Origin of the sequence: Streptomyces sp. NPDC005483 (genome assembly GCF_040606035.1) — a bacterium.
Lineage (GTDB): Bacteria > Actinomycetota > Actinomycetes > Streptomycetales > Streptomycetaceae > Streptomyces.
In genome coordinates, this window is sequence record NZ_JBEXEA010000007.1 from 219,497 (window position 1) to 232,782 (window position 13,286).

11 protein-coding genes are annotated in these 13,286 nt (G+C 70.8%); 6 read left to right on the plus strand and 5 right to left on the minus strand.

From position 1 onward, the window contains the following. Nucleotides 1-6: 6 nt before the first annotated feature. On the plus strand, nucleotides 7-861 hold the full coding sequence (prcB, locus tag ABZT06_RS16035) for a proteasome subunit beta (protein ID WP_355740555.1): 855 nt from the start codon (nucleotides 7-9) through the stop codon (nucleotides 859-861). Between the two features lie 127 nt (nucleotides 862-988). Then, nucleotides 989-2,161, plus strand: coding sequence for a HoxN/HupN/NixA family nickel/cobalt transporter (locus tag ABZT06_RS16040; RefSeq protein WP_355740557.1), 1,173 nt, complete (start codon nucleotides 989-991; stop codon nucleotides 2,159-2,161). Between the two features lie 135 nt (nucleotides 2,162-2,296). Here ABZT06_RS16040 and ABZT06_RS16045 read toward each other — a convergent pair whose 3' ends face one another. Continuing rightward, a complete protein-coding gene (locus tag ABZT06_RS16045; protein ID WP_355740559.1) occupies nucleotides 2,297-3,256 on the minus strand; it encodes a hypothetical protein in 960 nt (319 codons plus the stop codon). An 11-nt stretch (nucleotides 3,257-3,267) separates the two neighbouring features. Continuing rightward, nucleotides 3,268-4,740 carry an APC family permease gene (locus ABZT06_RS16050; RefSeq protein WP_355740561.1) on the minus strand — a complete coding sequence of 491 codons (1,473 nt, stop codon included), beginning with the start codon at nucleotides 4,738-4,740 and terminating at the stop codon, nucleotides 3,268-3,270. 355 nt (nucleotides 4,741-5,095) lie between these two features. Between ABZT06_RS16050 and ABZT06_RS16055 the strand changes: the two genes are divergently transcribed. Continuing rightward, complete coding sequence (locus ABZT06_RS16055; protein ID WP_355740563.1) at nucleotides 5,096-5,581, plus strand: DUF5709 domain-containing protein; 486 nt, start codon at nucleotides 5,096-5,098, stop codon at nucleotides 5,579-5,581. A 6-nt stretch (nucleotides 5,582-5,587) separates the two neighbouring features. On the opposite strand, the gene sthA is transcribed toward ABZT06_RS16055, so the two are convergent. Next, a complete protein-coding gene (gene sthA, locus ABZT06_RS16060; protein WP_355740565.1) occupies nucleotides 5,588-6,991 on the minus strand; it encodes a Si-specific NAD(P)(+) transhydrogenase in 1,404 nt (467 codons plus the stop codon). 157 nt (nucleotides 6,992-7,148) lie between these two features. Between sthA and ABZT06_RS16065 the strand changes: the two genes are divergently transcribed. Beyond that, on the plus strand, nucleotides 7,149-8,282 hold the full coding sequence (locus tag ABZT06_RS16065; RefSeq protein WP_355740567.1) for a sulfite oxidase: 1,134 nt from the start codon (nucleotides 7,149-7,151) through the stop codon (nucleotides 8,280-8,282). A gap of 84 nt (nucleotides 8,283-8,366) precedes the next feature. Here ABZT06_RS16065 and ABZT06_RS16070 read toward each other — a convergent pair whose 3' ends face one another. Then, entirely contained in the window at nucleotides 8,367-8,573 is a 207-nt protein-coding gene (locus ABZT06_RS16070) for a hypothetical protein (RefSeq protein ID WP_355740569.1), read from the minus strand. 196 nt (nucleotides 8,574-8,769) lie between these two features. On the opposite strand from ABZT06_RS16070, the gene ABZT06_RS16075 reads away from it, so the two are divergent. Beyond that, on the plus strand, nucleotides 8,770-11,016 hold the full coding sequence (locus ABZT06_RS16075; protein ID WP_355740571.1) for an MMPL family transporter: 2,247 nt from the start codon (nucleotides 8,770-8,772) through the stop codon (nucleotides 11,014-11,016). Here the strand turns inward: ABZT06_RS16075 and ABZT06_RS16080 are convergent. Beyond that, on the minus strand, nucleotides 10,973-12,052 hold the full coding sequence (locus ABZT06_RS16080; RefSeq protein ID WP_355740859.1) for a PP2C family protein-serine/threonine phosphatase: 1,080 nt from the start codon (nucleotides 12,050-12,052) through the stop codon (nucleotides 10,973-10,975). The two genes, ABZT06_RS16075 and ABZT06_RS16080, sit on opposite strands and share 44 nt — an antisense overlap. A 294-nt stretch (nucleotides 12,053-12,346) precedes the next feature. On the opposite strand from ABZT06_RS16080, the gene ABZT06_RS16085 reads away from it, so the two are divergent. Further along, nucleotides 12,347-13,243 (plus strand): GNAT family N-acetyltransferase, encoded by an 897-nt coding sequence (locus tag ABZT06_RS16085; RefSeq protein ID WP_355740573.1) that lies wholly within the window; start codon nucleotides 12,347-12,349, stop codon nucleotides 13,241-13,243. The last annotated feature ends 43 nt before the right edge of the window (nucleotides 13,244-13,286 follow it).

Genomic DNA, 13,286 nt, shown 5'->3' on the forward strand with positions numbered 1-13,286 from the left:
AAAGCCATGACGTGGAACGAGAACGGCGGGCGGTTGGGGGAGGAGTTCTTCACCCCGGGGTCCTCGTCCTTCACCGAGTTCCTGGCGGCCCACCGCCCCGAGTTGCTCAGCACGCGCCGCGTCCTGCCCGACGGAGTGCGGGCCGCGCCGGACCAGGTGCCGCACGGCACCACCGTGCTGGCCCTGTCCTACCGCGACGGCGTGCTCATCGCGGGGGACCGCAGAGCCACCATGGGCAACCTCATCGCCCAGCGCGACCTGGAGAAGGTGCACCCCGCCGACGACCACACGGCGGTCGCCTTCGCCGGCACCGTCGGACTCGCCCTCGACATGGTCAAGCTCTACCAGGTGGAACTGACGCACTTCGAGAAGATCGAGGGCGTCCCCATGACCCTCGACGGCAAGGCGCGACGGCTAGCCGGCATGATCCGGCAGAACCTCGGCCAGGCCATGCAGGGCCTCGCCGTCGTCCCCCTCCTCACCGGCTACGACTTCTCCGCGCCCGAGGGGGAACGCGGCCGCATCTTCAGCTACGACATCGCCGGCGGTCTCTACGAGAAGACCGGCTTCCACGCCGAGGGCTCCGGATCGCCGTACGCCAGAGGCGCGCTGAAGAAGCTGTTCCGCAAGGGACTCGACCGCCGCGAGGCCGCCCTCGCCGCGCTCCAGGCGCTCTACGACGCGGCCGACGACGACTCCGCGACCGGCGGCCCCGACCTCAACCGCCGGATCTTCCCCATCGTCTCCGTGATCACCGAGGAAGGTTTCGAGCGGCTGTCCGAGCCGGAGACCGAGGACCTCAGCCGCGAGATGGTCGAGCAGCGCCGCAACCGCCCGGACGGGCCGAACGCGACGGCCTGACAGGGCACTTTCCCCAGTCGTGGCAAAGACCTGTCACGGGCTTTACTGCACATGACTTGCAGGTACCGGAGGATGGCACAAGGCTGCTGACCGTGGCCGTATCCCCTGAAGAAGGATCCTCCGCCCGATGACGGCCGCCCCTGACTCCGCTCCGCCCCTCCTCCCCGCCGCCGTCCCCGCGAGGGGCTCGGTATGGCGCCGCGTCCGTGGCTCCATGACGCGGCAGGAGTGGGTCAGGGCGGGCGGCATGGCCGCGGTCGTGGTGGCGCTGCACGTGATCGGCTGGGTCACCCTCGTCGCGATCGTCGCCCCGCACCACTACAGCGTCGGCGAGAAGTCCTTCGGTGTCGGCATCGGCGTGACCGCCTACACCCTCGGGATGCGGCACGCCTTCGACGCCGACCACATCGCGGCCATCGACAACACCACCCGCAAGCTGATGGGGGAGGGGCAGCGGCCGCTGTCGGTGGGCTTCTGGTTCTCGCTCGGCCACTCCAGTGTCGTCTTCGTCCTGGCGCTGCTGCTCTCGCTCGGTGTGAAGGCCCTGGCCGGACCGGTGCGCGACGACGACTCCGGGCTCCACGACGTGACGGCGTTGATCGGTACGACCGTCTCGGGCGCGTTCCTCTATCTGATCGCCGCGGTCAACCTGGTCGTCCTGGCGGGCATCTGGAAGGTGTTCCGGCGGATGCGCTCCGGCCGCTACGACGAGGCCGCGCTGGAGGAGCAGCTGAACAACCGCGGCTTCATGAACCGCCTGCTCGGCCGGGTCATGACGTCGATCACCAAGCCCTGGCAGATGTACCCGCTCGGGCTCCTCTTCGGCCTGGGCTTCGACACGGCGACGGAGATCGCCCTGCTGGTCCTGGCAGGGTCGGGCGCGGCCTCCGGACTGCCCTGGTACGCGATCCTCACCCTGCCCGTCCTCTTCGCCGCCGGCATGTCCCTCCTCGACACGATCGACGGCTCCTTCATGAACTTCGCCTACGGCTGGGCGTTCTCCAAGCCGGTCCGCAAGGTCTACTACAACCTCACGATCACCGGCCTGTCGGTCGCGGTGGCACTCCTCATCGGCACGGTCGAACTCCTGGGCCTGCTGGCCGACCGACTGCACCTCCACGGCCCCTTCTGGACCTGGATCAGCGGCCTCGACCTCAACCTCCTGGGCTTCGTCATCGTGGGTCTGTTCTTCGCCACGTGGATCGTCGCCCTGGTGGTGTGGAAGGTGGGCCGGATCGAGGAGAAGTGGACGCAGGGCCTGGCGGCCGGAGCGCCGACGGAAGAGGCGAGCACGCCCTGACGATCTGCCGGACGCACGGAGTGTCCCGGGGCCGACATCGGCTCGGCGCCGGGCGTCACCCGGCAGGCCGTGCAGCCGAGCACCTCCGAGAACCGCGACGGCCTCCCCTGAGCCCCGCCAGGACAGTGCGCCCGTTCAGGCCCGCACCCGGAACTCCTTGCGCCACTTCGTGAACTGCTGGTCCGGATCGCCGGTGTAGGACCACGGTGTGCGGGTGCCCTGGCGGTCCAGCATGCGCAGGAGCGGGACGGCGACCTCCGCGAGGCCCGCGTGACAGGCCGCGTGGGCCAGGTGGTTGAGGTCGCGCAGCTCGCCGGGCGCCACGGTGGGGTCGGCGCGGCCCACGATCCAGCGCTGCCAGGTGCGCCGTACGTCACTGATCGCCCCGTCGTTCTTCCAGTGCTGCCCGAGCCCGACGGACGTCCGCCTGTCCTCGGCGGCGTCCTGCGCGTTCCGGTACTCCTCGACCCGCGCGTACTGCACCAGCACCGGCAGCGCGGAACCCGGCGGCGCCACACCGGCCGCGTCCCGGGCGAAGTCGTACATCAGGCCGTTCGACCCGTGCCAGCGGGCCGAGTAGTAGTGCAGCACCTGGAGGTGGCCCTCGACGCTGTACGGATCCCGGCCGTGCAACTCGTCCCACCAGCGCCCCAGTTCCTGCCGCCGCACCCCGGCCGGGTACAGACGCGCCACCGAGATCAGGGAGATCCACGGTGTCGGGTCGTCCACGAACGCCTCCGACGCCTGCAGACAGGACATCACCGCGGCGTCGATGCGGCGCTGGTCGATCGGCACCCCCCGGCCCGCGGCGATGGCCAGGTTGAACGCCCTGGCCGTCTCCGTGGCCGCCCGCAGCACCAGCGCGTCGCCGTTGTGCGGCTCGGCCGCGAGCCACGACTCCACCGTCGAACTGCCCGCGCAGGCCTGGGCGAGCATCCGCACCCGGTGGCCCCGCGAGAGCCAGTCGGGCCCGGTGTCACGCAGCAGTTCACGCAGGCCCTGCCAGCGCCCGATGACGATGTCCTGGCGGGCGCTGGTGAGCTGGAAGTCCCCGCAGTCGGGATCGAATTCGGGGGCGAAACGGTCTCTCGCCATCACACAACCCCTCAGAAGTCGGTGGGGAGACCTTCGTGGACGAGCGAGGGCCCGGACTCCCCGCCGTCGGGCACGTAGTCCGCCTCGACAGTACGGCTCGCGTCAAGCCGCGCGGGCCGGTAGTAATCGCTGCCCTGCTTCCAGTACCACAGCATCGGTACCAGCCCCACGGCCAGCCCGCCCAAACCGATCGTGAGCGCGGCAGTGCTCAGCTCGCCCAGCGACTCCACGAAGATCCAGAACATGAACAGGGCACCCAGCAGCGGCCACAGCCCGCCGAGCAGGAAGTCGGCCGGGGACTTCAGCAGCATCTTGCGGTACGCGACGACCACCGCGAGGCCGCTCAGACCGTAGTAGACGGCGATCTGCAGACCGATCGCCGAGATGGCGTCGGAGAGGATGTCGCCCACCGAGCCCAGGGCGTTGGACGCGATGAACATCAGCAGCGCCACCGCGCCGACCACCACGATCGCCACCCATGGGGTGTTCCAGCGGCGGTGCACCCGGCCCAGCGCCGACGGCATCGTGCGGTCCCGGCCCATCGCGAACAGCGAGCGCGTGACCTGGATCAGCGTGGTCTCCAGCGTGGCGATGGTCGACAGCATCACCGCGACGATCAGCAGCTTGCCGCCCCAGCCCGGCCAGATCTCCTCACCGAGCACGGCCAGCACGTTGGCGTCGTTGTCCTCGATCTGCTGCGAGGTGAGGATGACGTTCACCGCGATGGTGAACACCTCGAAGAGCAGGAAGACGATGCCGACCCCGATGAGCCCCGCGAGTCCCGTCGTACGGCGGCTGTTGCGGGTCTCCTCGCTGAGGTTGCTGGTGACGTCCCAGCCCCAGTAGTAGAACGCGGCGATCAGCGCGCCCGACGCGAACCCGGCCATGCCGTCGAAGTGGCCGAAGCCCAGCCACGACCACTCGAAGGTGCGCGCGTTGCCCGTGTGAAAGAGGGCGAGGACGGAGAACAGGGCCAGTATCGCGAGCTCCACGCCCGACATGACGAGCTGGGCGCGCACGGTGAGCCGGGCGCCGCCGAGCACCACGAGCAGCATCAGCACGAACCAGGCCGCGCCCACGACGGTCGACAGCGCGGTGTTGTCCGCGAGGTCCTGGTCGAAGAGGGCCAGCGTCATCGAGCCGGCGGGCAGTGAGCCGGCCACCATGAAGATGGTCGCCGAGATCACCAGCGCCCAGCCGCTGACGAAGCCCAGAAAGGGATGGAGCGTCCGGCCCACCCAGGAGTAACTGGCGCCCGCGTTCACGTCGATCCGGCTGAGATAGCTGAACGCGAGCGCGATGCCCAGCATGGGTATCGCGCAGTACAGCAGGGCCGCCGGGCTGGCCAGGCCCACCGAGCCGACCAGGACCGCGGTGGTCGCGGCGATCGAGTACGCCGGCGCGCTGCCCGCGACGGCCATCACCACCGTGTCGAAGGTACCGAGGGCATTGGCCTGCAGCCCTCTGCCCCTGCTGATGCTCATGGTTGTGCTGCTTTCCGTCGGGCACGCCGCACGGCGGAGGGGGCCGTACGGCGCTGAAGGGGTGAGGGGTGGCCCCGCCCCGGACCTCGAGAGGGATGGCCTCGGGCAGGGACGGTGAAGGGAGGAACCAAGGGGGGTGCAAAGGACCGTACGGCCGCTGCGTCGATGATCGGTCACTCCGTGTATGCGAGTGATGATAGCCCTATTCCTTGATCCTTCAAGATTAACTGGGGGGTAACCTTCCGGCTGTGGAATGCCTTACTCCGGGCACTCTTTCGAGGTTGGAGAGCGCATACGGGGAAACGCGGATCAGGACACCGCATCGAACCGTACGCGAGCGCGAGGGAGGCAGCCCATGGGCACCGAACCGACACCTGCCGAGCCGATGGCCGACGACGCCTACCAGCCCACCGGAACCAACGAGGAACAGGAGGACGCGGCGCCGCTGGACCTCCAGGACGCCCTCGACGAACGGACCTACGACGACACCCTCGACGAGGGTTACTCGCCACCGGAGAAGCCCCTCGGCGTCACCCGGCACGGCACCACGGCAGCCGAACAGCACGACGGTGAGAGCCTCGACGAACGCCTCGCCCAGGAGGTCCCCGAGGCGGCCGCGCCTCTCGGCGACGAGATCGGCGACCTGCCCGGCGGCGAGGGCGAACCGGTCGACCCGCAGGCCGGTTCCGACCGCGCCGGACGCCTCGTCGCCCCCGACGAGGGCGCCCACCCCACCACCACGAAGGACGAGGTCGCCACCGACGTGGGCATCGACGCGGGCGCGGCCGGCGCCGAGGAGGCCGCCGTGCACATCGTCGAGGACCCCTCCGACATCCCCTGACGGGCGTCAGTCCCCGATCCGCTCGATCTGCCGCAGCTTGTTCGTGGCGTCCAGGGCCGCGACCTTGTAGGACTCCGCGAGCGTCGGGTAGTTGAACACCGCGTCGACCAGGTAGTCGACCGTGCCGCCGCAGCCCATCACGGTCTGCCCGATGTGGATCAGTTCGGTGGCCCCGGTGCCGAAGCAGTGCACGCCCAGCAGGGTGCGGTCCCGCGGGGAGACCAGCAGCTTCAGCATGCCGTGGGAGTCCCCGATGATCTGGCCGCGGGCCAGCTCGCGGTAGCGCGAGATGCCGACCTCGAAGGGCACGCTGTCCTCGGTGAGTTGGTCCTCGGTGCGCCCGACGAAGCTGATCTCCGGGATGGTGTAGATGCCGATGGGCTGGAGGTGGTGCATCTGCCCGACCGGCTCGCCGAACGCGTGGTAGGCGGCCGACCTGCCCTGCTCCATGGAGGTCGCCGCCAGCGCCGGGAAGCCGATCACGTCACCCACGGCGTAGATGTGCGGCACCTCGGTGCGGTAGTGCTCGTCGACCGTGATCCGGCCGCGCCGGTCGGCGCTCAACCCGGCCTTGTCCAGGTCGAGTTCGTCGGTCAGACCCTGTCGGCCCGCCGAGTACATCACGGCGTCGGCAGGGATCTTCTTGCCGCTCTCCAGGATGGTCAGCGTGCCGCGGGAGTGACGCTCGACCGCGGCGACGGTCTCACCGAACCGGAACGTCACGGCGAGGTCCCGCAGGTGGTACTTGAGCGCCTCGATGACCTCGACGTCGCAGATGTCGAGCATCCCGGCCCGCTTCTCGACGACCGTCACCTTGCTGCCGAGCGCGGCGAACATCGAGGCGTACTCCATCCCGATGACCCCGGCGCCGACGATGACCATGGAGCGCGGGACGCGTTCGAGGGCGAGGACGTTGTCGGAGTCCATGATCGTGCGGCCGTCGAACTCGACACTGTCCGGCCGCGCCGGGCGGGTGCCGGTGGCGATGATGATGTTCTCCGCGCTGAGCAGCCGTTCGTGGCCGGTGACCTCGCGCAGGGCGACGGTGTGCGGGTCGACGAAGCGGCCGGTGCCGCCGAAAAGCGAGATGTGGTTGCGGGAGAGCTGGCTGCGGATCACATCGACCTCACGGCCGACCACGTGCTGGGTGCGCGCGGTCAGGTCGGCGACGGTGATGTCCTCCTTCAGCCGGTAGCTCTGGCCGTACAGGTCACGCTGGGTGAGGCCGGTCAGGTACAGCACCGCCTCGCGCAGGGTCTTGGACGGGATGGTGCCGGTGTGGATGGAGACCCCGCCGACCATGTCGGGGCGGTCGACGACAGCGACCCGGCGGCCCAGCTTGGCCGCGGCGATGGCGGCCTTCTGGCCACCCGGACCTGAACCGATGACAAGCATGTCGAAGTCGGGCACCCTCGGCAGTCTGGCAGCCGCGGGGCCTGTTCCGAAAGGGTGAGCGGTGAGAACCTGCCGAACCTGAGTCGCCGCAGGTTACGGGAAGTTGCCGCGAGGGTGCCGGAAATGTGCCGCAGACCGCGACAGTTCCGGCGGACCGCGCGACAATACGGCCATGGGCCGCCGACTCGCCGACACGAGCACCCCGGCCCGGCTCGCCGCCCCCGACGAGGGCATCGGCCGGGACGAACTGGCGCTCGCCACCCGCAACCACGGCCTGCCGCTCGAAGCGATGCGCCACGACCTCACCCCGCCGGGCCTGCACTACGTCCTCACGCACTACGACATCCCGTACGTCCCCGAGGACACCCCCTGGCGGCTCGGCGTCACAGGCCAGGTGCGTCGTCCGCTCACCCTGACCCTGGCCGAGCTGCGGACGCTTCCCCGGGTCACCACGCGGGTCACGCTGGAGTGTGCGGGCAACGGCCGGGCCCTGCTCACGCCCCGCCCGGTCAGCCAGCCGTGGCTGGTCGAGGCGGTCGGCACCGCCGAGTGGACCGGCGTCCCGCTGCGGCTGCTGCTCGCCGAGGCGGGGGTGGAGGCCGACGCCGTCGACGTGGTGTGCACCGGCACCGACCACGGGGTGGAGCGCGGCGTCGAACAGGACTACCAGCGGGCCCTGCCGGTCGACGTGGCCACCGGCACCGAGCCCGAAGTGCTGGTCGCCTACGAGATGAACGGCGCCCCGCTGCCGCCGCAGCACGGCTACCCGCTCCGGCTCGTCGTGCCCGGCTGGTACGGCATGGCCCAGGTGAAGTGGCTACGCGAGATCACCGTCACCGGCGCCCCCTTCACCGGGTTCCAGCAGACCGTCGCCTACCGGCTCCGGCAGCAGCCGGGGGACGAGGGCGAGCCGGTCACCCGGATCGCGCCGCGCGCCCTGCTCGTCCCGCCCGGCTTCCCGGACTTCATGTCCCGGGCCCGCGTGGTCCGGCCCGGCACGGTGACGCTGGAGGGGCGGGCCTGGTCGGGGCGGGCGCCGGTGACCCGGGCCGAGGTGAGCACGGACGCGGGACACTCCTGGCACGAGGCGGAACTCGAACCGGACACAGGTCACCGCTGGGCATGGCGGCGCTGGCGTTACAACTGGCACGTGGAGCCGGGGGAGTTCGTCCTCAGCGCGCGGGCCACCGACGCCGAGGGGCACACCCAGCCGCTGGAACAGCCCTGGAACCGGGGCGGCTTCGCCAACAACCTCGTGCAGCGGGTCGAAGTGCTGTGCCTGGACGAGGAGTCGGGGGAGCGCTGAGGGGAAGCTCCACGACGACCTGGTCGCCGTAGGACCGAGCGAGCGGGTTCGGCTGCCCCGGAACAGCCGAACACCCGTTCGCGGCTAGGGCAGCAGCTTGTCGAGCGCTGCCGGGCCCTCCGCAGCCAGCTTGCGCCGGGCCCATTCGAGACTGTGCGGGGTGATGTCCTTGCCCGAGGCGAGGACAACGTCCTCCGGCGACACCTCGGTGCCGGTACGGGCGTGGAGCAGGTCGTCCGGGGTGGCGCGGTCCTCGGACGACCGGGACGCGTCGGGCTGTGACGTCGGCATGATGTCTGCTCCTCGGATCCGGATCGCTGTGCGGTCCCGGTGCTGTCAACGGGTCCGCTATCACCATTCAACGCCCGGGCCGACCTTGCATCCGGAAGCGTTCCCCGCGCGCCCGGAGCCTCCGGATGCCCCGATGACCCAACGGGCGTGTAATGGGGATATCGATCTCTCGGGGGCCCGGCAGAGAGACGACACCATGACCACGCAAAACCACCCCAAGGGCGCCCTGCGCAGACTGGGCGAGTGGTGCGCCCGGCACTTCGTCATCGTCCTGGTGGCCTGGCTCGTGGCCCTGGTCGCCCTCCAGGCCCTGAACCGTTCCTTCGGCGGGGACTACTCGGACAACTTCTCGCTGCCCGGAGTCCAGTCGCAGAAGGGCCTGGACGTCCTGAAGAAGCACGATCCGGCGGCCGGCGGGTACGGCAGCCAGATCGTGCTCCACGACGGTGACAAGGCGATCTCCTCGCTCGGCTCGCAGATGTCCACGACGGTCACCGACCTCCAGAAACTGCCGCACGTCCTGTCGGCGCAGAACCCGCTCTCCACGCCCGCCTCGAAGGTCGGGCCGCTGTCGACGGACGGGAAGACGGCGTACATCACGGTCCGCTTCGACGTCCAGCCCTCGACCCTCGGCGACGGCTACCTCAGCGGGGTCGACCACGCCGTACAGCCCCTGAGGGCAGCGGGCGCGGACGTCGAGTACGGCGGTCCGCTCGGCGAACTCGCGCGGCCCGCCGCCGACGACCGGGTGAGCGAACTGATCGGGTTCGGCGTGGCGATCGTCGTCCTGCTCGTCGGCTTCGGCAGTGTGATCGCCGCCGGAATCCCCCTGGTCACCGCATTGATCAGTGTGATCGGGGGCCTCGCGTGCCTGGGTCTGCTGGCCTCGGCGTTCACCTTCGCGACCGTTTCACCCACCCTGGCCACGATGATCGGACTCGGCGTCGGCATCGACTACGCGCTCTTCCAGCTCACCCGCCACCGGCAGAGTCTGATGGACGGGAAGGATCCGGTGCGCGCGGCGGGCGGGGCCACCGCCACCAGCGGGCGGGCCGTCCTGGTCTCCGGCTGCACGGTGATCATCGCCCTGGCCGGACTGTCAGCGTCCGGGGTGTCCTTCATCGGGCTGCTCGGGCTCGCCGCCGCCGTGACGGTGGTCTCCGCCGTCCTGGGCGCCCTGACGCTCGTCCCTGCCCTGCTGGGCCTGATCGGCAACCGGATCGACCGCTACCGGGTACGCCGGCCGGTCGCCGAGACCGACGCCGCCGAGGGCGAGACGCCGCACGGGACCTGGCACCGGTACGCCCAGCGGGTCGAGCGGCGGCCGTGGCGCTACCTGGCCGCGGGCGTGACGGCCGTCGTCGTCCTCGCCATCCCGGTCTTCTCCATCCAACTCGGCCACATCGGCGACGGCGCCGACCCCACCTCCTTCACCGACCGGCGGGCCTACGACCTCATGACCGACGCCTTCGGCCCCGGCTCCAACGGCCCCCTCACCGTCGTCATCGACCAGACGTCCGTACCGTCCTCCGAGCGCTCTGCCCTGTCCTCCCAGGCGCAGAAGACCCTCAGCGGCGTGTCCGGCGCAGCGGCGGTCACCTCGCTCACCCCCACCAAGGACGGGGACGTCCTCATCTCCACGGTCTACTCCAAGCAGTCCCCGCAGAGCGCCACCACCACGGATCTCACCAACCGCCTGGTCGACACCACCCTGCCGACCGCGGTCAAGGGCACGGACGCAAAGGGGTACGTCACCGGCACGACCGCCGCCCAGGTCGACTTCCGCGACATCGTCGCCAGCAGGCTGCCGCTGATCATCGGCGTGGTCGTCGCCCTGGCCTTCCTGATCATCCTCGCGGTCTTCCGCGGGCTGCTCGTCGCCGTGAAGGCGGCCGTCCTCAACGTCCTGTCCATCGCCGCCTCCTACGGCGTCGTCGTCGCCGTCTTCCAGTGGGGCTGGGGCGGCCCCGCGCTCGGCGTCTCCGGCAAGGTGCCCATCGAGAGCTATGTGCCGATGATGATGTTCGCGATCATCTTCGGGCTGAGCATGGACTACGAGATCTTCCTGCTCTCCCGGGTGCACGAGGCCTGGCTGCGCACCGGGGACGCCAAGGCCTCCGTCGCCCACGCGCTGGAGATCACCGCCCGGGTCATCACCTGCGCGGCACTGATCATGGTGAGCGTCTTCGCCGCCTTCGTCGTCAGCGACAACATCGTGGTCAAGATGCTGGGACTGGGCCTCGCGGTGAGCGTGCTGATCGACGCGACCGTCGTACGGCTGCTCATGGTCCCCGCCGTCATGACCCTGCTGGGACCGCGCGCCTGGTGGACGCCCCGCTGGCTCGACCGGATCCTCCCGCACATCGACGCCGAGGGGGAGCAGGAGACGGACGCGGCGGTCAGCGGGACTCCGGGGCGCCGGGCGCGAGAACGAGCATCGTGACGTCGTCGTCGAGCGCCGGGGCGTAGCGGACGAGGTCCTCCCAGACCCGCTCTACGAGATCCGGGAGGTCACCCGCGAACCCGGTGATCCGGTCGAGCAGCGGATAGAAGGCCCCGGCGGCGTCGCGCGCCTCCCAGACGCCGTCCGAGGCCAGGAAGAGCCGGTCGCCGGGCCGCAGCGCAACGGTGACCCCCGTCGGCGGCGAGGCGTCGGACAGGCCCAGACCGAGCGGGGTGCCCACCGGTACGTCGAGTTCCACGGCCCGCCCCTCACGCAGCAGGACCGGCCCGGCCTGCCCGCACGCCACGATCCGTACGGCCGTCGCGCCGGCCCCGAACTCCAGCACCACCGCCGTCGCGAACAGCTCCGAGTGCCGTACGGCCGCCGAGTCCACCACCAGCCTGCGGTCCAGCCGCGCGGCCACCGACTCGGGACCGGGCTGGTCCAGCACCGCCTCCCGGAAGGCCCCCAGCAGGGAGGCGACGGTGGCGACGGCCGACAGTCCGTGCCCCTGCACGTCGCCCATCACCGCCCGCACCCCGCAGGGCCCCTCCCGCACGTCGAAGAAGTCACCCCCGACCAGCGTCCCGTGCTGCGCGGCCCGGTACAGCCCCGCACACCGCACACCTGCCACCCGCTTCGGCAGCGGCGGCACGACGGCCCGCTGCGCGGCCTCCGCGACCGCGCGCTCGGTCACCAGCTGGGCGTCCCGCCTGCTCCGTACGAACGACACGAACACACTGAGCGCGGCGACGAAGCCGACGGTCAGCAGATCCGTGCTGCCCGGATCGTTCAGCCGGAAGACCGGCACGTTCAGCACGACCAGGACGAGCGCACCGAGCACGGCCGTCGCCAGCGGCCCGTACGACAGCACGGCCAGCGGCGGGATGGCGCCCAGCAGGAACCCGATGTCGAGGTGACCCGGGCTCGCGAGGGTCGCCACGCACACCCCCGCCAGCAGTACGGCGGGCAGCACCCGCACCCAGCCGGGCGGCGGCGCGCCGCGCAGCCAGCTCCGCCGGTCCCGGTCGCGCAGTCCGCTCACACCACCACGCTGCTACGACCCGCTCGGCCCCGCACGCCGAACCGCTCGCCGCCCGGCCGTCTCCGGAACGGCGTGAGCGTCGGCAGCGGGCACGCGCGCGTGTGCCGAAAAGCGATGGACGCGGCCCCGGAAGATCCCGTAACGTCAGTCACCACGCCCGAGGCCGACGGAAGGAGGCGAGTGCCGTGCAGTTCACCGCCCTTCAGCGCTCCCTCTCCGTCATCCCGGCGTGTCTCGTCTGACCGGGAGCGCTCCCCGCAGTACGCATCCCGGAGGAATCCACCCATGACCGAACTGGTCATCCGTGCGCTCGACGAGCGCACAACCCATCTCTTCGACGCCCTTCCCGACCCTCTCGGCGCCCGCGAGTCCCACCGGTCCACCCGCCACCGCCCCGACTGGAAGCGCGTCGCCCTGCGCGACGGCAAGGTCGTGGCACGCGGCGCCTGGTGGGGCGGCCCCGACGACACGGCACCCCTCAACGTCAACTGGTTCGACGTGGCCGAGGGGGAGGAGGAGGCCGGCGCGGAACTCCTGCGCACCGCCCCCTGGCAGGTCGAGCTCGAGATGAACCTGCCCGCGGGCTGGCGCGAGGACCCCGATCTGCGGTCCGCCGCCGAGACCCGCTTCACCGCCGTACAGAAGGCCGGATACGAGCTCCTGGTCGAGCGGTTCCTGTACCGGTGGACACCGGAGCACGGGCTGCCCGAGCGGCCCGGACGCCTGGAGTTCCGGCCCGAACCGGACGACGCGGTCTTCTTCGACCTGCTGCGCCGCATCCACTCCGCCACCCTGGACGCGCACGCCCTCACAGCCGTCGAGGAGGGCGGACTCGACCGGGCCGCCCAGGAGGAACTCGACTTCTTCCACTGGTGCCCCTCGCCGCGTGAGTGGTGGCAGATCGCCCACACCCCGCAGGGAGACGTCGCCGGGATCCACATTCCGGCCCACAACCCGTCGGGGCCCTGCGTCGGGTTCATCGGGGTGGTGCCGGAACAGCGCGGACAGGGCTACGCCTACGACCTGCTCGCCGAGTGCACCCACTATCTGGTCGAGCAGGGCGCCGAGTTCGTCTCCGGTGCGACGGACCGGGGGAACTTCCCCATGGCCGCGAACTTCGCCAAGGCGGGCTATCCCGTCGTACGGGAACGGCTGAACTACCGGCTGCCGCACACCGCCTGAGCCCTCGCCCGGCACCGACAGCCGGTCCGCTCCAGCTGTCGGT